Source organism: Terrabacter sp. Root181 (assembly GCF_001428505.1).
Lineage (GTDB): Bacteria > Actinomycetota > Actinomycetes > Actinomycetales > Dermatophilaceae > Terrabacter.
Window position 1 is genome coordinate 141,656 of sequence record NZ_LMHU01000007.1, and the last position, 20,221, is coordinate 161,876.

The 20,221-nt window shown below is 71.0% G+C and carries 21 protein-coding genes; 10 read left to right on the forward strand and 11 right to left on the reverse strand.

Annotated elements, in window-relative coordinates:
* Positions 1-2: 2 nt before the first annotated feature.
* Together ASD90_RS14800 and ASD90_RS14805 are read right to left on the reverse strand one after the other, a co-directional pair.
* Positions 3-1,250 carry a hypothetical protein gene (locus ASD90_RS14800; RefSeq protein ID WP_056758079.1) on the reverse strand — a complete coding sequence of 416 codons (1,248 nt, stop codon included), beginning with the start codon at positions 1,248-1,250 and terminating at the stop codon, positions 3-5.
* Between the two features lie 187 nt (positions 1,251-1,437).
* The gene (locus ASD90_RS14805; RefSeq protein ID WP_056758082.1) at positions 1,438-1,782 is read right to left on the reverse strand and encodes a hypothetical protein; all 345 of its coding nucleotides are present in this window, start codon (positions 1,780-1,782) and stop codon (positions 1,438-1,440) included.
* Positions 1,783-2,046: 264 nt separating this feature from the next.
* Here ASD90_RS14805 and ASD90_RS14810 point away from each other — a divergent pair, with 264 nt between their 5' ends.
* Together ASD90_RS14810 and ASD90_RS14815 are read left to right on the forward strand one after the other, a co-directional pair.
* The gene (locus ASD90_RS14810) at positions 2,047-3,837 is read left to right on the forward strand and encodes a DEDD exonuclease domain-containing protein (protein WP_056758085.1); all 1,791 of its coding nucleotides are present in this window, start codon (positions 2,047-2,049) and stop codon (positions 3,835-3,837) included.
* Positions 3,838-3,856: 19 nt separating this feature from the next.
* Entirely contained in the window at positions 3,857-4,141 is a 285-nt protein-coding gene (locus tag ASD90_RS14815; protein ID WP_020145466.1) for an Lrp/AsnC family transcriptional regulator, read from the forward strand.
* Positions 4,142-4,185: 44 nt separating this feature from the next.
* Here the strand turns inward: ASD90_RS14815 and trpD are convergent, their stop codons facing one another.
* The gene (gene trpD, locus ASD90_RS14820) at positions 4,186-5,235 is read right to left on the reverse strand and encodes an anthranilate phosphoribosyltransferase (RefSeq protein ID WP_056758087.1); all 1,050 of its coding nucleotides are present in this window, start codon (positions 5,233-5,235) and stop codon (positions 4,186-4,188) included.
* A 3-nt stretch (positions 5,236-5,238) separates the two neighbouring features.
* Positions 5,239-5,709 carry a response regulator transcription factor gene (locus tag ASD90_RS14825; protein WP_056758907.1) on the reverse strand — a complete coding sequence of 157 codons (471 nt, stop codon included), beginning with the start codon at positions 5,707-5,709 and terminating at the stop codon, positions 5,239-5,241.
* Positions 5,710-5,923: 214 nt separating this feature from the next.
* Here ASD90_RS14825 and ASD90_RS14830 point away from each other — a divergent pair, with 214 nt between their 5' ends.
* From ASD90_RS14830 to ASD90_RS14855, 6 genes are all read left to right on the forward strand, one after another.
* A complete protein-coding gene (locus ASD90_RS14830; RefSeq protein WP_082588757.1) occupies positions 5,924-6,586 on the forward strand; it encodes a heme-copper oxidase subunit III in 663 nt (220 codons plus the stop codon).
* A gap of 60 nt (positions 6,587-6,646) precedes the next feature.
* Complete coding sequence (locus tag ASD90_RS14835; protein WP_056758093.1) at positions 6,647-7,456, forward strand: c-type cytochrome; 810 nt, start codon at positions 6,647-6,649, stop codon at positions 7,454-7,456.
* 49 nt (positions 7,457-7,505) lie between these two features.
* The gene (locus ASD90_RS14840) at positions 7,506-8,615 is read left to right on the forward strand and encodes a ubiquinol-cytochrome c reductase iron-sulfur subunit (protein ID WP_056758096.1); all 1,110 of its coding nucleotides are present in this window, start codon (positions 7,506-7,508) and stop codon (positions 8,613-8,615) included.
* Positions 8,612-10,375: a ubiquinol-cytochrome c reductase cytochrome b subunit gene (locus ASD90_RS14845; RefSeq protein WP_056758100.1), complete on the forward strand. Its 1,764-nt coding sequence runs from the start codon at positions 8,612-8,614 to the stop codon at positions 10,373-10,375. The genes ASD90_RS14840 and ASD90_RS14845 overlap by 4 nt, the downstream gene beginning before the upstream one ends.
* A 118-nt stretch (positions 10,376-10,493) precedes the next feature.
* A complete protein-coding gene (locus tag ASD90_RS14850; protein ID WP_056758103.1) occupies positions 10,494-10,943 on the forward strand; it encodes a hypothetical protein in 450 nt (149 codons plus the stop codon).
* 91 nt (positions 10,944-11,034) lie between these two features.
* On the forward strand, positions 11,035-11,385 hold the full coding sequence (locus ASD90_RS14855) for a metallopeptidase family protein (RefSeq protein WP_056758108.1): 351 nt from the start codon (positions 11,035-11,037) through the stop codon (positions 11,383-11,385).
* Positions 11,386-11,828: 443 nt separating this feature from the next.
* On the opposite strand, the gene ASD90_RS14860 is transcribed toward ASD90_RS14855, so the two are convergent.
* Genes ASD90_RS14860 through coxB form a run of 3 tightly spaced genes read right to left on the reverse strand, consistent with a single transcriptional unit; the run spans position 11,829 to position 14,931 of the window.
* A complete protein-coding gene (locus ASD90_RS14860; RefSeq protein ID WP_056758111.1) occupies positions 11,829-12,230 on the reverse strand; it encodes a cytochrome c oxidase subunit 4 in 402 nt (133 codons plus the stop codon).
* A 5-nt stretch (positions 12,231-12,235) separates the two neighbouring features.
* Positions 12,236-13,963 (reverse strand): cytochrome c oxidase subunit I, encoded by a 1,728-nt coding sequence (gene ctaD, locus ASD90_RS14865; protein ID WP_235506710.1) that lies wholly within the window; start codon positions 13,961-13,963, stop codon positions 12,236-12,238.
* Between the two features lie 41 nt (positions 13,964-14,004).
* A complete protein-coding gene (gene coxB / locus ASD90_RS14870; protein ID WP_369793612.1) occupies positions 14,005-14,931 on the reverse strand; it encodes a cytochrome c oxidase subunit II in 927 nt (308 codons plus the stop codon).
* Positions 14,932-15,253: 322 nt separating this feature from the next.
* Here coxB and ASD90_RS14875 point away from each other — a divergent pair, with 322 nt between their 5' ends.
* Positions 15,254-16,408, forward strand: coding sequence for a cysteine desulfurase family protein (locus ASD90_RS14875; protein WP_056758117.1), 1,155 nt, complete (start codon positions 15,254-15,256; stop codon positions 16,406-16,408).
* Positions 16,405-16,662 carry a sulfurtransferase TusA family protein gene (locus ASD90_RS14880; protein WP_056758123.1) on the forward strand — a complete coding sequence of 86 codons (258 nt, stop codon included), beginning with the start codon at positions 16,405-16,407 and terminating at the stop codon, positions 16,660-16,662. Before ASD90_RS14875 ends, ASD90_RS14880 begins: the two co-directional genes overlap by 4 nt.
* Here the strand turns inward: ASD90_RS14880 and aat are convergent.
* The 4 genes from aat to ASD90_RS14900 all read right to left on the reverse strand — a co-directional run bounded on the left by aat (position 16,631) and on the right by ASD90_RS14900 (position 20,211).
* The gene (gene aat / locus ASD90_RS14885; protein WP_056758126.1) at positions 16,631-17,305 is read right to left on the reverse strand and encodes a leucyl/phenylalanyl-tRNA--protein transferase; all 675 of its coding nucleotides are present in this window, start codon (positions 17,303-17,305) and stop codon (positions 16,631-16,633) included. The two genes, ASD90_RS14880 and aat, sit on opposite strands and share 32 nt — an antisense overlap.
* A gap of 73 nt (positions 17,306-17,378) precedes the next feature.
* On the reverse strand, positions 17,379-18,365 hold the full coding sequence (locus ASD90_RS14890) for a carbohydrate kinase family protein (protein WP_056758130.1): 987 nt from the start codon (positions 18,363-18,365) through the stop codon (positions 17,379-17,381).
* Positions 18,366-18,539: 174 nt separating this feature from the next.
* The gene (gene erpA / locus ASD90_RS14895) at positions 18,540-18,917 is read right to left on the reverse strand and encodes an iron-sulfur cluster insertion protein ErpA (RefSeq protein ID WP_020145450.1); all 378 of its coding nucleotides are present in this window, start codon (positions 18,915-18,917) and stop codon (positions 18,540-18,542) included.
* A gap of 127 nt (positions 18,918-19,044) precedes the next feature.
* A complete protein-coding gene (locus tag ASD90_RS14900) occupies positions 19,045-20,211 on the reverse strand; it encodes a glycerate kinase (protein ID WP_056758913.1) in 1,167 nt (388 codons plus the stop codon).
* Positions 20,212-20,221 lie beyond the last annotated feature (10 nt).

A 20,221-nucleotide genomic window follows, 5' to 3' on the forward strand; every position in this document is an offset into this window, starting at 1 on the left:
GCTCAGCGCAGCAGGTCGCGGATGCGCGCCTGCCAGTCCCGCACGAACGCGGCACGCGTCATGCCGGTCGAGGCGCGCAGGGCCGCGTCGACGGCGGCCTCCTTGTCGTCGATCCGGGAGGTCGGGACGTCGAGCCCGCCCGCCGCGGCTCGGTAGAGACGGACGACGGCCTGGGTGCCGTGCGCGTCCGCCAGGGTGCGCAACGCCAGGAGGGACAGGCCGTATGCCGCCGGCAGCGCGTGCGTGCCCGGGTCGAAGTCCGCGTCCGCCGGCAGCGCCTGCGGCAGGCCGGACGCCCGGACCCGCTCGAGCGCCGGCGCGACGACGGTCGCCTCGGGCAGGTCGATGGGCTCGTACGCGACGAGCTCGGCGAAGCCCTCGGACAGCCAGACCGGCACCGCCCTGGTGGTCGACGCGCGCACGGTGGCGTGGGTCAGCTCGTGCGTCATGACGACGTCGCGCCCGTCAGGGCGCAGGGACGACCAGGCCCCGGGGACGAGCACGATGCGGTCGGCCCCCGCTCGCTCCCCCGGCGTCAGCGGACCGTCCGTGGCGGCGGCGACGCCGGAGAGGTCGTCGGCCGCGCGCCCGAGCAGCCTCGCGGCGTCGGCATCGGTGGCCGGGGCGATCCAGACGGCGGGCCGCACCCCGTCCCAGACGGCCGCGACACGCGAGGCCGCCGTCCGTGCGCGACGGACCACCTCCTCGACCCGCTCGTCGTCGCCCACGGCCAGCACCAGGGCGGTGTCCGACCGCCGCACGACGAGACCCGTGAGGTCCCAGGGCTGCGGCCGTCCGGAGGGTGACGACGCCGTGATGAGCAGACCGGACGGGTTCGACGGGTCAGCCTTGAGGGTGAGGTCGAGGTCGAAGGATCGCGGACCGGAGTCGAAGCCTCGGAGCCTGTAGGTGAGGCTCGCCCTGACGTCCCACGCGACCGCCGTCCCGCGGGCCGCCGGGACCGGCGCGGTGGTCTCGCGCACACCGACGAGCCGGACGCTCCCCACCGCCATGCGGGTCATGCGGTCGAGGACGGCGGCCTGCGTCATCCGCAACGGCGTGGACGAAGAGCCCTGCAACGGCGCGAGCCAGCCGGCCTCGTCGGCCCGCTCGACGGCGGCGAACCGGGTGCGCAGCAGGTTCGTGACCGCGCGCTGACGGGCGCTCGCCCACGCCTCCGCAGTGACGTCGGAGGCGACGGCTGTCGCGCCAACGGGTGGGGTCGGCGCACCTGCCGTGGACGTCGACACGCCTGCGCCAGGACCGGCCGGCGTGCAGGCAACGAGCGTCAGGGACGTGATTCCGGCCAGGACCGCCGAGGCCGCGTCCCGCGCAGGGCTTCGACGACGGAGGCTGCACACGGCGACATCGTGTCACGCGGACCTGTCGCGGCGACCTGTCGCAGCGACAGGTCGCGGCGCCGGTTGCCCGGAGGGCTCACACGGCCCGTCGTGCTCGGTGGCGGGTCTCGACCTCGACGGGGTCGAGCTCCGCCCGCGCCGCGTTGGCCGTGGTCACGTTGACGAGGCCCGCCGCGACGAAGGCCGACACGGCCCGTCGCTCGGCACGGTCGAGGGGCGCCGTCACGACCCCGTCGACCTCGCGGGTGTCGCCGACGGCGCGCGAACGGCCCGCCCGTGCGCCCGTGCGCCCGTGGCCGTCGGTGTCGGCGCCGGGCGGGGTCGCGCCCGGACGCAGCGGGATCGCCGTCAGCGCGGTCACCATGCAGTCTGCGCAGTGGACGTCCCGCACCGGGCAGGTCTGGCAGTCGACGAGCATCATCGTGGTCCAACCCTTCGTCTCTCGTTGCGATCTGTCGTGAAGGACGCTAAGCGGCCCCACCGACACTGCCCACCCACCGGCGGACCTCAGGCCGGGCAGTGCGCCCGACCTGCCGGCGTGCCGTCCGGTCGTGGACCGGTGGCCACGGACGTGGGGCGCGACCCCGCGACGAAGGGGGACGCGGCCCGGACCCCTTGTGGCAGAAGGGCTTGCGACCGACGCGCCTCCGGGGCATTGTCGGCGCCCCGGCATACCGTCGAGGTCATGCAAGCGATCCAGGCGACGTTCGACGACCTCGGCACCCCCCTTGCCGGCGTCACGTTCGTCGTCGTGGACCTCGAGACGACAGGCGGGTCACCCGCCCAGTGCGGCATCACCGAGATCGGCGCCGTCAAGGTGCGCGGCGGCGAGGTCCTCGGCGAGTTCCAGACCCTCGTCAACCCGGCCGAGCCCATCCCGGCGTTCATCTCCGTCCTCACGGGCATCACCGACACGATGGTCCGCGACGCTCCGCGCATCGACAGCGCGTTGCCCGCCTTCCTCGAGTTCGCCGCCGGCAGCGTCCTCGTCGCCCACAACGCCGGCTTCGACATCGGCTTCCTCAAGGCTGCCGCCGCCCGCGTCGGCGCACCGTGGCCCGGCTTCCCCGTCCTCGACACCCTCCAGCTGGCCCGTCAGCTCGTCGTGCGCGACGAGTCCCCGAACCACCGCCTCTCCTCGCTCGCCCAGGTCTTCGGCTCCACGACCGCCCCCGACCACCGGGCCCTGCACGACGCGCGCGCCACGGTCGACGTGCTCCACGGGCTCATCGAGCGCGTCGGCAACCTCGGGGTGCACACGCTCGAGGAGCTCTCCAGCTACAGCTCGCGGGTCACCCCCTCGCAGCGGCGCAAGCGGTTCCTCGCAGACCCGCTGCCGAGCGCTCCCGGCGTCTACCTCTTCAAGGACGGCAGCAACCGCGTCCTCTACGTCGGCACGAGCCGCGACATCCGCACCCGCGTGCGCACCTACTTCACCGCCTCCGAGCAACGCAGCCGGATGGCCGAGATGGTGCGGCTCGCCCACGTCGTCCACCCCGTCGTGTGCCAGACCTCGCTCGAGGCGCAGGTGCGTGAGCTGCGGCTCATCGACGAGCACAAGCCACGCTTCAACCGACGCTCCAAGGACGGCCGCAAGGTCATGTGGGTCAAGCTCACGCAGGAGCGCTTCCCGCGCCTGTCGATCGTCAGGCAGGTGCGCGACGACGACGCCCACTACATCGGCCCGTTCCGGTCCCGGGCCACCGCCCAGGCGGCCATCGACGCGGTCCACGAGGTCGTGCCGCTGCGTCAGTGCACCGGCCGGCTCACGGGCCGCGGCACCGCCTGCGCCCTGGCCGACATGGGTCGCTGCGGCGCCCCGTGCACCGGGGCGCAGTCCGAGGGCGACTACGCCGTCGTCGTCGCAGAGTGCCGCGCCATCTTCACCGGCAACGCCCGACCGGGCGCCGAGCTGCTCCGCGCCCGGCTGGAGGAGCTGGCCTCCCAGGAGCGCTTCGAGGACGCGGCCCGGGTGCGCGACCGTTTCCTCCAGCTCGTCCGGGGGGCGGCCCGGGCGCAACGACTCGCCCCCCTCGTGCGCTCCCCCGAGATCATCGCCGCACGCCGCAGCGACCTCGGCGGGTGGGAGCTCGTCGCCATCCGCCACGGCCGCATGGCAGGCGTCGTCGTCAGTCCGCGAGGCGCCGACCCGATGCCCTACGTCCACTCGATGCAGGCCACCGCCGAGGTCGTGCCGGCTCCCACGCCCGACCGGCCCTCGGCGCTCACCGAGGAGACCGAGATCCTGCTTCGCTGGCTCGAGGCTCCGGGCGTGCGCATCGTCGAGCTCGAGGGGTCCTGGACCTGCCCGGTCGGCGGCGCCGGCTCCGTACGCAGCGAGCTCGAGCCCGCCGTCGCCTCGGCGCACGATGTCGTCGGGTTCGACCACGACGTCCCGGGGTCACGCGCGGGCACGACCACCGGCGGCCGACCGGGTCGCGCGGGCCGGGGCGGTGGCCTGCGCCGCGCCGGGTAGGCCCGGCTAGGGTGTTCTCGTGATCACCGCCATCGTCATGATCAGCTGCGAGGTCGACCGCATCCCGGAGGTGGCCGAGGCCATCGCCGACATCCCGGCCGTGTCCGAGGTCTACTCGGTGACGGGCGACGCCGACCTCATCGCCATGGTGCGGGTCAAGGCGCACGAGGAGTTCGCCGACGTCATCGCCGACCGGCTCAACAAGGTGCAGGGCATTGTCGGCACGTCGACCCACATCGCCTTCCGCACCTACTCCTCGCACGACCTCGAGGCGGCCTTCAGCCTCGGCCTCGAGGGCGAGTAGCCCGACTGCCCCGTCCACCGGCGGCTCGTGGACGAGCCGCCGAGTCAGCGTCGGGTCGCCGCCACCCAACGATCGACGAGGCCCGTCGCGGCGCCGCTGTCGATGGCGTCCGCCGCGAGGTCCATCCCGGCTCGCACGTCGGCGTCGAAGTCGGCCTCCGACGATCCCGAGTCGGATCGGGTGAGGGCGAGCGCGATGCCCGCGTTGAGCAGCACCGCGTCCCGGATCGCGCCGGTGGCGCCGGCGAAGACGTCGCGGACGACGCTCGCGTTGTGTGCCGCGTCCCCGCCGCGCAGATCCTCGATCGGGTGCAGCTCGAGCCCGAGCCGTGTGGGGTCGACGGAGCGCTCGGTCACGCTCCCGCCCCGGACCCACCACACGTGAGTCGTCGTCGACACGGTGACCTCGTCGAGCCCGTCGTCACCACGGAAGACCGCAGCATCCTTCCCACGATCGGCGAAGACCCCCGCCAGCAGCGGGGCCATGCGTGCGTCCGCGCAGCCCACGGCGGCATACGTCGGCTGGGCGGGGTTGGTCAGGGGACCGAGGAAGTTGAACGCCGTCCCGATGCCGAGGTCGCGGCGCGGCACGGCGGTGTGACGGAACGAGGGGTGGAAGGTCTGCGCGAAGCAGAAGGTGATGCCGGCCTCCGAGGCGACCTCGACGACGCGCTCGGGCGTCAGGGACAGGTCGACACCGAGTGCCTCGAGCACGTCCGCCGAGCCCGACGACGACGACGCGGCCCGGTTGCCGTGCTTGACGAGCCGCACACCGGCGGCAGCGGCCACCATGGAGGACATCGTCGAGATGTTGACCGTGTGGGCCCGGTCCCCGCCGGTGCCGACGATGTCGAGGCTCGGTCCTGGCACCTCGATGCGGCGCGCGTGGGCGAGCATCTGCTCGGCCAGCCCCAGCATCTCCTCGATGCTCTCACCCTTGGCCCGGAGACCGATGAGGAAGCCCGCGACCTGCGAGGGCGTGGCTTCTCCGGACATGATCTGCTCCATGGCCCACTCGGCCGTCGCCCGGTCGAGGTCACGACCGGCGATGAGGTCGGTCAGCAGTGCGGGCCAGGTCGTCGCGTCGGGCGCCATGCGTCAGGCCGTGGGCACGCCCGAGCGCGCGAGCGTGGCGATGGCCGACGTCAGCGCGATCGGGTCGAGCGGGTGCGGGACGGCCAGGTCGGCCTGGGACCAGGCGGCGAGCCAGCTGTCCTGCGGGCGGCCCGTGAGCACCACGATCGGCGGGCACTCGAAGATCTCGTTCTTCAGCTGGCGGGCCAGCCCCAGACCGCCGACCTTGGCGGCCTCGCCGTCGAGCACGAGGATGTCGAACCGCTCGGACTCGACAGAGCTGATCACCGCGTCGGCGGTCGCGCACTCGTGCCAGCGGACGACCTCGACGTCCTTGGCGGGGCGACGACCGACGGCCGCGCGCACCGCGTCACGGGTCGTGAAGTCGTCGCTGTAGAGCAGCACGCTGACCCGGGCCACCGGCCGCTGCGAACCGGCCGTCGTCGCGATCTCGGTGGACGAACCCTGTGCTGCGCTGTCGTTCGAGGCGGTCATGCGCCCGATGCTACCGGGCGGGCCCGCGACCGACGGCACGACCTCCCCACCCGCGAGACGCCGGTGGACACCGGCGTGGGAAGGTGGTGACGGACGGCCCACGACACGGCTGTTCAGGGTTCGTGTCGGAATGGTCACGAATCCTCTACACCCGCGCGAGAAAGGGCCCCGATGCGGGGGGTCCCTCGCACAGCCGGACAGGAATGTGGGAATAATGTCCAACGTGGCGACAGCATCGGCAGTTCCTTCAAGCGCAGTAGCGAATCCGGCCCATCACGGGCCGGCGACCCGCCCCAACATGGTTGCCGTCGGCACCATCGTGTGGCTCTCCAGCGAACTCATGTTCTTCGCGGGTCTCTTCGCCGTCTACTTCCAGCTCAGGTCGGTCCGCGGTGACCTCTGGGCGGTGCAGACCGAGAAGCTGAACCTCCCGTTCGCGAGCGTCAACTGCCTCGTGCTCGTCATCTCCTCCGTGTGGTGCCAGCTCGGCGTCTGGAAGGCCGAGCGCGGCCAGAAGGCCCGCTCCGGCAAGCTCCTCGACATCAAGGGCTGGGGCATGCGCGAGTGGTACGTCCTGACGTACCTCTTCGGCGCCTTCTTCATCGCCGGTCAGGTGATGGAGTACTCCGAGCTCGTCCACGAGAACGTCACGCTGAGCTCCGACGCCTACGGCTCGGTCTTCTACATGGCGACCGGCTTCCACGGTCTCCACGTGACCGGTGGCCTGATCGCCTTCCTGCTCATCATCGCCCGCACGTTCACGACGCGTCGCTACACGCACGCCAACGCCACCGGCGCCGTCGTCACGTCGTACTACTGGCACTTCGTCGACGTCGTGTGGATCGCGCTCTTCGCGACCATCTACATCCTCCGCTGACCCCGGCATGAGCGCGCAGCCGGACCCGACCCCCACCTCCATGGACGACAGGAACCCACAGTGAACGCCTTGGCCACCCGACGCCGACACCCCGCCGCCATCGCGGTGCTGCTGCTGCTCGGCCTCCTCGTGACCGGTGGCGCCTACTCCTTCCTCGCCCCGAAGGACGCCAACGCGGCCGCGTCGGCCGCCGCCGCCGACGACGTCGCCAAGGGCAAGGACCTCTTCATCGCCAACTGCGCCAGCTGCCACGGCGTCGGCGCCCAGGGCACCAAGTCCGGGCCGTCTCTCGTCGGCGTGGGCGCGGCGTCGGTCGACTTCCAGGTCGGCACCGGGCGCATGCCGCTCGCCGGCCCGAACGTCCAGGCTCCCCAGAACAAGGTCAAGTTCGACGACGAGCAGATCGCCGCCCTCGCGGCCTTCGTCGCCTCGCTCGGCCCCGGCCCGGCGATCCCCGAGGAGAAGTACACGACGGTCATCGAGCCGGGCACGCCGGAGAACAACAAGGCGATCGCCGAGGGCGGCGAGATCTTCCGCGTCAACTGCGCCATGTGCCACAACTTCGCCGGCGCGGGCGGTGCCCTGACCCGAGGCAAGTACGCCCCGGCACTCGACGGCGTCACGCCGAGGCACATGTACGAGGCCATGGTCTCCGGCCCTCAGTCGATGCCGGTGTTCAACGACACGAACCTCACGCCGGAGTCGAAGCAGAAGGTCATCTCCTACCTCAAGGCGCAGGAGAACCAGACCAACGTCGGCGGGCTCACGCTCGGCAACCTCGGTCCGGTGTCCGAGGGTCTCTTCGCCTGGGTGTTCGGCCTCGGCATCCTCATCGGCTGTGCCGTCTGGCTCGGCAAGAAGGCCGCATGACCCCGCGCTGCATCGTCCCGATCACGAACGACGACAGGACCACGACCCGATGAACGACCACGAGACCACGGACCACGGGAAGAGCACGGCTCTCGTCCCCGCATCCAGCGACGGTCACGACCTGCTGCCGGCTTCGCTGATCACGGGCGTCGACCAGTTCGAGAACCCCGGTCTACCCCCGCACATCCACCGGGCCGCCGACGACGACCCCGCCGCCGCCAAGCGCGCCGAGCGCCAGGTCGCGACGCTGTTCGGCCTGTCGATGCTCGCGACCCTCGTGTTCGTCGTCAGCTACTTCGCCGTGCCCGACGAGGCCACCTTCTTCCTTCCCGGGGTCGGTCTCACCAAGACGCAGAACGTCGTGCTCGGCCTCTCGCTCGGCTTCTCGATCTTCCTCATCGGCATCGGCGCCGTGCACTGGGCCAAGACGCTCATGTCCGACGAGGAGATCGTCGAGGAGCGCCACGAGCAGGCGTCGACGGCTGAGCAGCGCGCCAAGGCCGTCGCGGTCGTCAGCGAGGGTGTCGGATCCACCCAGCTGCCCCGTCGCCCGGTCCTCAAGTACTCCCTCGGCGGCGCGCTCGGTCTCTTCATCCTTCCCCTCGGCCTCCAGGTCGCCGGGTCGCTCGGACCGACGAACATCGAGGAGCTCAAGCACACCATCTGGGACCCGAAAGACAACGGCGGCAAGCCGATCCGGCTCATGCGTGACCCGGAGATGACGCCCATCCGCTTCGACGAGGTCACCTCGGGCTCCGTCTTCCACGTGATGCCCGAGACGCTCCAGAAGTACATCGACGAGGGCAAGCACGTCCTCGAGGCCAAGGCCAAGGCGGCGGTCATCCTGATCCGCCTCGACCCCGACCTGATCAAGGTGCAGAAGGCCAAGGACTGGGGCGTCGACGGTGTCGTCGCCTACTCCAAGATCTGCACCCACGTGGGCTGCGCGGTCGGCCTGTACGAGCAGCAGACGCATCACCTGCTCTGCCCGTGCCACCAGTCGACCTTCGACCTCACCGAGGACTGCGCCGTCATCTTCGGCCCGGCCAAGCGGGCCCTGCCGCAACTCAAGATCACCGTCGACGACGCGGGATACCTCGTCGCCCCCGCAGGCTTCGCAGAGCCCGTGGGACCGAGCTTCTGGGAGCGTGCGCGATGAGCACCATCAACGAGACTCGTCCCGCCGACGCACTCCGCGCCGGCGACCGCCAGGCCGACGAGCACGCCTCCGCCACCAAGCCCCTCGGCGGCATCGCCGGTTGGATGGACGACCGCCTCGGCGGCGCGAAGGGTGTCTCCTTCCTCGCGAAGAAGGTCTTCCCCGACCACTGGTCGTTCATGCTCGGCGAGATCGCGATGTACTCGATGATCGTCTGCCTGCTGACCGGCGCCTTCCTCACGTTCTGGTTCGTGCCGAGTGCCACCCAGGTCGTCTACGACGGCTCCTACGTCCCGCTGCAGGGCGTGACGATGTCCGACGCCTACCGCTCGACGCTCGGGATCTCCTTCGACATCCGCGGCGGCCTGCTCATCCGGCAGATCCACCACTGGGCCGCCCTCATCTTCGTCGTGGCGGTCTTCGTCCACATGGCCCGCGTGTTCTTCACCGGCGCCTTCCGCAAGCCGCGTGAGATCAACTGGGTCTTCGGCACCATCCTGTCGCTGCTGGCCTGCATCGAGGGCTTCGCCGGCTACTCGCTCCCCGACGACCTGCTCTCCGGCACCGGCATCCGCGCCATGAACGGCTTCATCCAGTCGGCGCCGGTGATCGGCTCGTACCTGTCGTACTTCATCTTCGGCGGCGCGTTCCCGGGCGAGGCGATCATCCCGCGCCTGTACTCCGTGCACGTGCTGCTCATCCCGGCCATCCTCGTGGGCCTGTTCACGGCGCACATCCTGCTCGTGTTCCTGCACAAGCACACCCAGTTCCCCGGACCGGGTCGCACCAACAAGAACGTCGTCGGCTACCCGCTCATGCCGGTGTACATCGCCAAGGCCGGTGGCTTCTTCTTCATCGTGTTCGGCGTCATCGCCCTCATCTCGGCGGTCGTGACGATCAACCCGATCTGGGCCTACGGCCCGTACGACCCGTCCCCGATCACGGCGGGCTCGCAGCCCGACTGGTACATGGGCTTCGCCGACGGCGCACTGCGTCTGCTGCCCGGCTTCCTCGAGTTCGAGACGTTCGGCTTCACGTGGAGCATGAACATCTTCCCGGGCTCGCTCATCCTGCTGCCCCTGATGTGGACGATCATCGGGGTCTACCCGTTCGTCGAGGCCTGGGTGACGGGTGACAAGCGGGAGCACCACCTGCTCGACCGCCCGCGCAACGCACCGACACGCACCGCGATCGGCATCGCCGGTATCTCGATGTACGTCGTGCTCTTCCTCGCCGCGGGCAACGACCTCATGGCGATCAAGCTGCACCTGTCGATCAACGACATCACCCAGACGCTGCGCGTGCTCTTCTTCGTGGCCCCGCCCGTGGCCTTCTGGATCACGAAGCGCATCTGCCTCAGCCTGCAGCGTGCCGACCGTCAGAAGGTCCTGCACGGCCGCGAGACCGGCACGATCTGGCGACACGCCGACGGTCGCTTCGAGGAGATCCACGCCCCGCTCACACCGGAGGAGCGCTGGGTCCTGGTCCAGCACGAGTCCCTCGAGCCGCTCGAGCTCACGGCGGGCAAGGACGCCAACGGGGTCGACAGCCCGATCGCCCGCAAGGAGCGCCTGCGCGCGAAGTTCTCGCGCTTCTACTTCCGCGACCGGGTGGCACCGGCGACCCCCTCTGAGCTCGAGGCGGCCCACCACGAGCACGACGACCACGCAGCCGCACTTGACGGTGGGCACGAGGCCATCGAGCCCGCAGCGGCCGGCCAGGAGCGCGAGACGGTCAAGGCGGACAAGCAGCACGGCTGACGCCGCGTCGCCGGTCACGCTGACCGACCACGAGAGGGACCTCCCGATACGGGAGGTCCCTCTCGGCGTCCCGGGTCCATCCCTGGGCGCGGGATGTCGCTCATGAGAACTTTCAGAGATGTCGTCGAGAGCACCTGGGCGCACGGCTGTACCCCCCGTCCCCGAACGACAGGCACTGTCGACCGAGTCGGGCGAGTCGCTCGAGCGGCGGGTCGAGCACAGCGACCTCATCGAGACCCACTCCCAGCTCGCCGAGGGTCTGCTGCTCTGGGTCATCGGTCTCGCCGTCGCCGCGGCCCTGCTCCTCGTCGTGGCCCGGCGAGAGCGCGATTCACACACCACGCCTCCTGCCGACGGCTCACCGGCCGCACGTACGGACGAGGCCCGCGCCCGCACGTCGGTCGTCCCGCGCCCGGTCCTGCTCGCGGGAGCGGTCCTCGGGCTCGTGGCGGCACTCGGCACGAGCGTCCAGGTCGTGCGCATCGGCCACAGCGGCGCCTTGGCCGCCTGGTCCGACTCCGTGTCGCAGACGCCGGCGCCCTCCGGCGGCGACGATGACGGCAGCTGATCCCGAGGGCCTCGCGAGCAGCCGGCCGCAGGCCGCTCGGCTGCTCGCTCGCGCGGGACTCCGCGACGAACGGTCATGACAGACTCGGACCATGCGGCTGTCCGAGGCGGAGTTCGAGGAGGCGGTGGGCGATGCCCTCGACTCGATCCCTCAGGAGCTGGCCCGCGCCATGGACAACGTCGTGGTGCTCGTCGAGCAGGAGCCCCCACCCGACGATCCCGACCTGCTCGGGGTCTACGACGGGACACCGTTGACCGAGCGGGACGGCTGGTGGGACGCCGGATCGCTTCCCGACCGCATCACGATCTTCCAGGGCCCGCTGGAGCGCATGTGCGACACCACGGCCGAGCTGCGCGAGGAGATCGCGATCACCGTCGTGCACGAGGTGGCCCACCACTTCGGCATCGACGACGAGCACCTCCACGAGCTGGGCTGGGGCTGAGCTCGCTCGCGCCTTCACCACGAACACCCGCGGACACCCGCGGACACCCGCGGACACCCATGGGCGCCCAGCGTGGCGTCTCGCACCCGGGACAGTTTGTCGGGGCCGCCCGGAGCGCCCCTTTACGTGGTCGCCGACCGGGGATACCGTCGAGGAACCGTTCAACCGATCGGATGGAGGTGCGTCAGATGTTCTCTCCCACACGATCGCACTGCGAGCCACTCGGACCGTGAAGGTCAGGGTCGGATCGAAGGGGAAGGCCCACGGCCTTCCCCTTCGCGCTGTCCGGCTCCGGGCGGAGCGTCGTCAGGCAGATGAGACGACGCCGTCACCGCAGCACCTCCTCGTGACGGGGCTGCCACCGAGCATGCGGAAGGGCCCCGGTCGACGACCGGGGCCCTTCTGCTGCGTGACCTTGGCGCGCGGGCGCCGGACGCATCGACTCAGATGGAGTACTCGCCCGAGAAGGACTCGAAGACCCAGAGGCACACGGCGACGACTCCGAACACGGCGCCGATGATGAACAGCCACCAGCCGATCGCCAGACCCGCGAACATGATCGCGCCGGACCCGGCGAGCCACAGCGGGGTCCAGGAGCTGGCGACGAAGTAGCCGTAGTTGCCCTCGGCGTCCTCGATCTCACCGGCAGCGTTGTCCTCGGGGCGCAGCGGCAGCTTCTTGCCGGTCATCCAGAGGTAGAAGCCGGTGAGCGCGAACAGCAGGGCGGTGAGGACCAGCGCCGTGACGCCGATCGGCTCCTCCCACTTGGACCAGAAGCCGTACATGAGCACGACGGGGACGAAGAAGACGAACAGGTAGAGGAAGAGCTTGGTCTCGACGCGCATCGGGATCAGTCCTCACGCTTCTCGGTGCTGGCGGTGGCCTTCTCGGACCCGGCGACGTCGGCCGGCCCCATGACCTGGACGAGGGTGCCCTGGTCGGCGACGGGCGCGACGCCCGTGACGGCCTCGGGGTGGTGCAGGTCGAACGCGGGACGTTCGGACCGGATACGCGGCAGCGACGTGAAGTTGTGCCGCGGCGGCGGGCACGACGTGGCCCACTCGAGCGAGGCGCCGTAGCCCCACGGGTCGTCGGACTCGACGAGCGGCGCCGTGCGCCACGTCTTCCAGACGTTGTACACGAACGGGATCATCGAGGCGCCGAGCAGGAACGAGCCGGCGCTCGAGACGATGTTGGCGAGCTGGAAGCCCTCCTCGGGCAGGTAGTCGGCGTAGCGACGTGCCATGCCCTCCACACCGAGCCAGTGCTGGATGAGGAACGTCATGTGGAAGCCGATGAAGAGCATCCAGAAGTGGATCTTCCCGAGCGTCTCGTCGAGCATCCGCCCCGTCAGCTTGGGCCACCAGAAGTAGTAGCCGGCGAACATCGCGAAGACCACGGTGCCGAAGACGGTGTAGTGGAAGTGCGCGACGACGAAGTAGCTGTCGGACAGGTGGAAGTCGAGCGCCGGGCTGGACAGGATGATGCCGGTCAGACCGCCGAAGAGGAAGGTGACGAGGAAGCCCATCGCCCACAGCATCGGGGTGGCCATGACGACCTTGCCGCCCCACATCGTGCCGATCCAGTTGAAGAACTTCACGCCGGTGGGCACGGCGATGAGCATCGTCATGACGGCGAAGAAGGGCAGGAGCACCTGTCCCGTGACGTACATGTGGTGCGCCCAGACGCTCGCCGACAGGGCCGCGATGGCGATCGTGGCGAAGACGAGCGTCTTGTAGCCGAAGATCGGCTTGCGCGAGAAGACCGGCAGCACCTCGCTGATGATGCCGAAGAACGGCAGGGCGATGATGTAGACCTCTGGGTGCCCGAAGAACCAGAACAGGTGCTGCCAGAGCATGGCGCCACCGTTCTCGGCATCGAAGATGTGCATGTCGAAGCGCCGGTCGCCGCCGAGCGCGAAGAGCGCCGCGGCGAGGATCGGGAAGACGAGGATCACCAGGAGCGAGGTGATCAGCACGGTCCACGTGAAGATCGGCATGCGGAACATCGTCATGCCGGGTGCACGCAGGCAGATGATCGTCGTGATGAAGTTGACGGCACCGAGGATCGTGCCGAAACCCGCGAACGCGAGGCCGAACACCCAGAGGTCACCGCCGACGCCGGGCGAGTAGCTGACGTCGGACAGCGGGGCGTAGGCGAACCAGCCGAAGGCGGCCGCACCCTGCGGCGTCAGGAAGCCGACGGACGCGATGAGGCCACCGAAGAGGTAGAGCCAGTACGCGAACATGTTGAGGCGCGGGAACGCGACGTCGGGCGCACCGATCTGCAGCGGCATGACGGCGTTCGCGAAGCCGGCGAAGAGCGGCGTCGCGAAGAGCAGCAGCATGATCGTGCCGTGCATCGTGAAGAGCTGGTTGTACTGCTCGGGGTTGTCGACGACCTGCAGACCCGGCGCCATGAGCTCGGCGCGGATGAGCAGCGCCATGAGGCCGCCGAGCAGGAAGAAGATGAAGGACGTGATGAAGTAGAGGTTGCCGATGACCTTGTGGTCGGTCGTCGTCACCCACTTGACGAACGTCTGTCCCTTGGCCAGCCGCGGCCGCGCGGTGGTGGTCATGCCCGGGACCTGGGCGTCACGGTTGAAGGCTGCGGACGTCATCAGTTGCTCCCAGTGCGAGCCGGTGCGGGGATCTTGTCGATGTCGGCCTGGACCATCTTCTCGCGGCTGACGTCGACGGGAATGAGGCCCTCCTGGCCGATGGACCGGAGGTGTTCCATCTCCTGGTCGTACTCCGCCTGCGGCACGACCTTGACCATGAAGAGCATCTGCGAGTGGTAGGCGCCGCAGAGCTCGGCGCACTTGCCCTGGAACGTGCCGACCTGCGTGGGCGTCAGCTGGAACTTGTTGGTCTTGCCGGGCAGCATGTCCATCTTCATCATGAACGCCGGCACCCAGAAGCTGTGGATGACGTCACGGGCGTTGAGGACGAACTCGACGCGCTTGTTGACGGGCAGGTAGAGCACGGGCATCTGGGCCCGCTTGCCCTCGCTGCCGTCGAGCTCGGTGTGGACGCCGGTCTCGTGGACGTTCGAGTCGACGTAGTTGAAGTCCCAGCTCCACTGCTTGGCGACCACGCTGACCGTCAGGTCCTTCTTCGTGCTCGTGTCGACGAGCCTGGCCTCGTCACGCGCGGTGTAGTAGAAGAAGACGGCCACCATGAAGACGGGGATGACCGTGTAGAGCATCTCCATGGGCACGTTGTAGCGCAGCTGCACGGGAAGCGTCTCGTCACCCCGGCGCTTGCGGAAGCGGACGGCGGCGTAGAGCATCAGGCCCCAGGTGACGGCGCCCACGGCCAGCACCGCGATCCAGCTGCCGATCCAGAGGTCGGTCACCCGCTGGCCGGTGTCGGAAACCACCGGGGGCAGGTATCCGTTGGACACCTGTCCCTGGCAGCCGCTGAGGGCCAGCGCCGCGATCCCGGCGATCCCGGCGATGCGCAGACCCGTGCGTCGCCGCCCGGTCTGACCTACCACCGTCGTCACCACCGGCGACGCCGCTGGGGTGTCTTCGAGCTCAGGCACCAGGTGCACCTTTCGTTCCGTACGTGGGCGCGCAGGGCGCGCGTCGAACGTGTTCACGTCAAACCGTCTGGGCGGCAAAGGCCCACGGCGCAACCCTACCGTCCCACTTGTCACGCTGTCCGCAGGGGGCGGCTAACGTTGCGGAGTGGTCAGTCACGATCCGGGCACGAACGTTGGACCGGGCCCGTCGTCCCCTCCCGGAGGCTCCCAGCGGGCGTCCGGCGGGCTCCCCGACGCCCGCCAGCAGGCGACCGAGCCCTCCCCCGAACCCTCCGCCGAGCCCTCCCGTGTGGCCTCGACGGGGCCCTCCCGGCCACCGGTCGTGCGGCGCCTCCTCGACGCGGCGTCGGGGCCGCTCCATCCGGTCGCGCGCGACACCCTGCTGGCCGCCGTCGAGGTGGGCTGGGCCGACCCCGCCCGCCTGCACGCCGAGGGTCGCCGGGCCCGAGCCCTGCTCGACCGGTCGCGCGAGGTCGTCGCCGCGGGGCTCGGCGCCAGGCCCACCGAGGTGAGCTTCCTGCCCAGCGGTCCGACCGCCCTGGCCCGGGCCGTCGACGGGCTGGCGTATGCCGCTCGGCGGCGTGGGGCGCGCACCGTGGCCTCCGCGGTCGAGCACTCCGCGGTGCTGGTCCCGGGGCGGGCCCGCGCGGCTGCCGCCGACGACCCGGCCCTGTTCGCCGAGGTGGCCGTCGACTCCGTCGGACGGCTCGACCTCGATGCGTGGCGCAACGCGTTGGCCGTCCCCGGCAGCGTCGTGGCGGCGCTGCAGAGCGCGAACGGCGAGGTCGGCACCCGCCAGCCGCTCGCCGCTGCGCGTGACGCGGCCGCGGCCCACGGCATCCCTCTCGTCGTCGACGCGATGGCGTCGCTGGGGCGGGACGACGTGCCGAGCGACTGGGACGTCCTCGTCGGTGAGGCGCGGTCGTGGGGCGGGCCGCCGCTCGGCGTGCTCGTCGTGCGTGAGGGTGTCAGGTGGCACTGGCCCGAGGCCCGGGCCGACGTCGAGCAGGGTCGCGCAGACGTCACTCCCTGGGTGCCGCTCGCGCTCGCCGCGGCCGAGGCGTGGCAGCAGACCACGGCCACCCGGCCGGCGGACACGCAGGTCGCGCGAGCCCTCGTGGACGACATCCGCCGCGCCGCGTCGACGGTGCCCGACACCGAGGTCGTCGGCGACCCGGACGACCGGCTCCCCCACGTCGTGACCTTCTCCAGCCTCTACGTCGACGGCGAGGCCGTCGTCGGCGCCCTCGACGCCGCCGGGTTCGCCGTCGCGAGCGGGTCCGCCTGCACGTCGAGCACGCTCGAGCCGAGCCACGTGCTCGCGGCCATGGGGGTCCTGACGCACGGCAACGTTCGGGTGACGCTGCCCCTGCCCGCGGTCTCCCCCGCACTCGCCGACGACGTCCGGGCCTTCACCGCTGAAATCGCGCCGAGCATCCGCGCCGTCCGCGACCAGCTCGGGGTCGGCGACCTGTGACCGACGACGAGGCCGTCGTCGACGCACGCGGCGAGCGCTGCCCCCTCCCCGTGATCCGTCTCGCCCGGCTCGTCCGCGACCGTCCCGACCTCGCGTCCGTCACCGTGCTCGCGACCGACCCGGCCGCAGCCCACGACGTCCCCGCCTGGTGCCGGATGCGCGGCCACCGCTTCGTGGGGGCGCGCGACGAAGGCGACCACACGGCATACCTCGTCGAGGTCGTCAGGCCCAGCAGGCCGGAAGGGGCGCGCTGAGCACGGTCGGCAGGATCGCGAGGTACTCGTCGCGAGGGACCTCACGCACCCCCAGCGTGGCCAGGTGCGGCGTCTGCCACTGGACGTCGAGGAGGCGACGCGGGTCCCCGTCGGTGACGAGCAGGTCGCGCAGGCCGACGAGCGCGACCTTCGACGCGTCGCGCTCGTGGTGGAACATCGACTCGCCCGCGAAGAGCCCGCCGATGGCGACGCCGTAGAGCCCGCCGACGAGCTCGCCGTCCTGCCACGTCTCGACGGAGTGCGCCCAGCCGGCCCGGTGCAGCTCGACGTAGGCGTCGACGATCTCGGGAGTGATCCACCGACCGTCCCGGTCGGGAGCCGCGCAGGCCTCGACGACGGCCCGGAAGTCGGTGTCGACGCGCACCTCGAAGCGGGCGACGGCCTTGCGCAGCGAGCGGCTGACCCGCAGCTCGCGCGGCCGCAGGATGCCGCGGGGGTCCGGTGACCACCACCCGATCGGCTCGGCGCCGTGGTCGCCGATGCCCATGGGGAAGACACCGACGGAGTACGCCTCGAAGAGCGTCGCGACGTCGAGGTCCGCGCCGATGCCGATGAGGTCCTCACCCGGGGGCACGCGGTCGAGCGCGAAGTCCCAGGGGGTGGACGGCGGCGGCGTGGGCACGGACGGGCTCCCGGGTCTCGTGGGGGTGGGCTGCTCAGAACCTCTGAGCGTCAGCGCCGGTCCGGCGACGGCGTCACGGCCGTGGACACGTGATGTGGGGACCGATCTCGTCGGCGGACTCGGCACCGTAGGCCTCGGCCAGGCGCTCGAGGAAGCGCTCCTTGCCCAGGGCGTACTCCTGCGTGCCGATCGTCTCGATGACGTAGGTCGCGAGCATCGAGCCGAGCTCGGCGCAGCGCCGGACCGGCAGACCGGCCGCGAGACCGGTGAGGTAGCCGGCCCGGAAGGCGTCGCCGACGCCGGTCGGGTCGGCCTTGCGCACCTCGCGGGCGATCCCCACCTCGACGGGCTCCTCGCCGCGCACGCGGACGGTGACGCCGTCCTTGCCGCGGGTCTTGACCTGCACCCGGACGCGGTCGGCGAGCTCGTCCTCGCTCCAGCCGGTCTTCTGGCAGGCGAGGTGGCTCTCGTACTCGTTGGTGAAGAGGTACTCGGCGCCGTCGATGAGGCGTGCGATGGTCGGGCCGTCGCAGAAGGCCAGCTGCTGCGACGGGTCGGCTGCGAACGGGATGCCCCGCGAGCGGCACTCGTCGGAGTGGCGCAGCATGGCCTCGGGGTCGTTGGCGCCGACGACGACGAGGTCGAGGCCACCGACGCGGTGGGCGACGGGCGCGAGCTCGATGTCGCGCGCCTCGGTCATGGCTCCCGCGTAGAACGTGGCGATCTGGGCCATGTCGCGGTCGGTGGTGCAGATGAAGCGGGCCGTGTGCTGGGACTCGGAGTAGTGCACGCCGCCGCAGTCGACACCGTGCCGCTCGAGCCAGCTGCGGTAGTCGGTGAAGTCCTCACCGACGGCGCCGACGAGCAGCGGCCGCTGGCCGAGGTTGGCCATGCCGAACGCGATGTTGGCGGCGACACCGCCCCGGCGGACCTGGAGGTCCGAGGTGAGGAACGACAGGGAGATCTTGTCGAGCTGCTCGACGACGAGCGAGTCGGCGAACAGTCCGTCGAAGGTCATGAGGTGGTCGGTGGCGATGGAACCGGTGATGGCGATCTGCACAGCACGAACCTACCCGGGATCGCGGCGTCGCCGACGCCGACCCGAGGACCACGACAGACCCGAGGACGACGACAGGCACGGGGACGACGACAGGCACGGGGACGACGAAGGGCCCGACCGTGACGGTCGGGCCCTTCGGACGGGCGAGGCGCCGGGCGCCCTGGTGCGTGCGACTCAGCTGAAGGAGTCGCCGCAGGCGCAGCTGCTGCCGGCGTTGGGGTTGTCGATCGTGAAGCCCTGCTTCTCGATGGTGTCTGCGAAGTCGATCGTGGCGCCCTCGAGGTAGGGGGAGCTCATGCGGTCGACGACGACCTCGACACCGTCGAAGTCGCGGACGAGGTCACCGTCGAGGCTGCGCTCGTCGAAGTAGAGCTGGTAGATCAGGCCCGAGCACCCACCGGGCTGGACACCCACGCGCAGGCGGAGGTCGTCGCGACCCTCCTGCTCGAGCAGGCTCTTGACCTTCGTGGCCGCGACGTCCGTCAGGACGACACCGTGGGCGGGAGCCTCGGTCTGAACCTCGGCGGGAGATGCGTTCGTCTCGACACTCATGTGTTGGTCCTTCACGTCGTGGAGCATGGGTCGGAAGAGAGAACCCATGCCGCGCCGGATGTGTTCCCGACGCCTCAAGGATACGTCGGGCCTCGACCGAAACGCGCATCCTCCCCCATCTCGCCGTTCAGGACGCGGACGGCGACCACGTCCGCGCGACGCGCGCCGTCCGCTCAGCGAGACGGGCCGCGGGCTCGGCGAGCGCGGCGGCGACCTGGTCGGGACGCTCCGCGACGGCGTACACCCCCGACAGACCGGCCGTCATCGCCTCGCGGCGGCCGACGAGGGACTGGCCCGGCACGGCGATGACCGGGACGCCGACCCGCCCTGCGGCCTCGGCGACGCCGACGACGACCTTGCCACGCAGCGACTGCCAGTCGAAGCTGCCCTCGCCGGTGACGACGAGGTCGGCCGAGGCCACGAGATCGGCGAACCCGACCGCGTCGAGCACCGCCTCCACCCCGGAGACCCGGCGCGCACCGAGGAGGTGCAGGGCGTAGCCGAGCCCCCCGGCGGCGCCGGCGCCCGGTTCGCGCTCGGGTTTGAGCAGGGTGCCCGTCAGCAGGTCCTTGGCGGGCGGACGCACCCGGGCCACGACGCTCGCGAAGTGGCCCAGCGCGTTCTCGAGCCGTTGGGCGTCCTCCTCGGACGCGCCCTTCTGGGGCCCGAAGACAGCACTCGCACCCTTGAGGCCGAGCAGCGGCGAGTCGACGTCGCTGGCGATGACGAGGTCGATGCCCCGGAGGCGGTCGCGGGCGGCGTCCAGGCCCGCGACGTCGTCGGGGGTGGTCCCGGCGAGCGCCAGTCCGCCGTGGCCCAGTCGTGCGACCGGGCCGACCCCGAGGGCGGCGAGGAGCCCGGCCCCTGCGTCGTTGGTGCCCGACCCGCCGAGACCGATGACCACGCGCCGCGCGCCGGCGTCGAGCGCCGCGAGCACGAGCGTGCCGACCCCGGACGTCGACGTGCGGGTCGGGTCCCGCTCGTCGGGTGCGAGCAGGTGCAGTCCTGCGGCCTGGGCGGACTCGACGTAGGCCGTCCGCCCGCCTGCGCCGGTGGCCAGCAGGATGGTGCCGGGCACCTCGCGACCGAGCGGGTCGGTGGTCACGACGGCGTGGACCTCGCCGTCGAGGCTCTCGGCGAGGACGTCGACGAAGCCGGGTCCGCCGTCGGAAAGGGGCACGAGCGTCAGCCGGTCGCCGGGGGCGGTGCGGCCCCAGCCCTCGGCCATCGCGGCCGCGGCCTGGGCCGCGGTGAGGGTGCCGGTGTAGCAGTCGGGGGCGATGATGACGTGCACGTCCGGCATC

What these genes read in the sequence shown, in the direction of transcription:
- ASD90_RS14805 (WP_056758082.1), bottom strand. Translation starts at nt 1,782, where the DNA reads ATGATGCTCGTCGACTGCCAGACCTGCCCGGTGCGGGACGTCCACTGC.
- ASD90_RS14830 (WP_082588757.1), top strand. Translation starts at nt 5,924, where the DNA reads ATGTCCAACGTGGCGACAGCATCGGCAGTTCCTTCAAGCGCAGTAGCG.
- ASD90_RS14840 (WP_056758096.1), top strand. Translation starts at nt 7,506, where the DNA reads ATGAACGACCACGAGACCACGGACCACGGGAAGAGCACGGCTCTCGTC.
- erpA (WP_020145450.1), bottom strand. Translation starts at nt 18,917, where the DNA reads ATGAGTGTCGAGACGAACGCATCTCCCGCCGAGGTTCAGACCGAGGCT.
- ASD90_RS14845 (WP_056758100.1), top strand. Translation starts at nt 8,612, where the DNA reads ATGAGCACCATCAACGAGACTCGTCCCGCCGACGCACTCCGCGCCGGC.
- ASD90_RS14810 (WP_056758085.1), top strand. Translation starts at nt 2,047, where the DNA reads ATGCAAGCGATCCAGGCGACGTTCGACGACCTCGGCACCCCCCTTGCC.
- ASD90_RS14850 (WP_056758103.1), top strand. Translation starts at nt 10,494, where the DNA reads ATGTCGTCGAGAGCACCTGGGCGCACGGCTGTACCCCCCGTCCCCGAA.
- ctaD (WP_235506710.1), bottom strand. Translation starts at nt 13,963, where the DNA reads ATGACCACCACCGCGCGGCCGCGGCTGGCCAAGGGACAGACGTTCGTC.
- ASD90_RS14855 (WP_056758108.1), top strand. Translation starts at nt 11,035, where the DNA reads ATGCGGCTGTCCGAGGCGGAGTTCGAGGAGGCGGTGGGCGATGCCCTC.
- ASD90_RS14860 (WP_056758111.1), bottom strand. Translation starts at nt 12,230, where the DNA reads ATGCGCGTCGAGACCAAGCTCTTCCTCTACCTGTTCGTCTTCTTCGTC.
- trpD (WP_056758087.1), bottom strand. Translation starts at nt 5,235, where the DNA reads ATGGCGCCCGACGCGACGACCTGGCCCGCACTGCTGACCGACCTCATC.
- ASD90_RS14825 (WP_056758907.1), bottom strand. Translation starts at nt 5,709, where the DNA reads ATGACCGCCTCGAACGACAGCGCAGCACAGGGTTCGTCCACCGAGATC.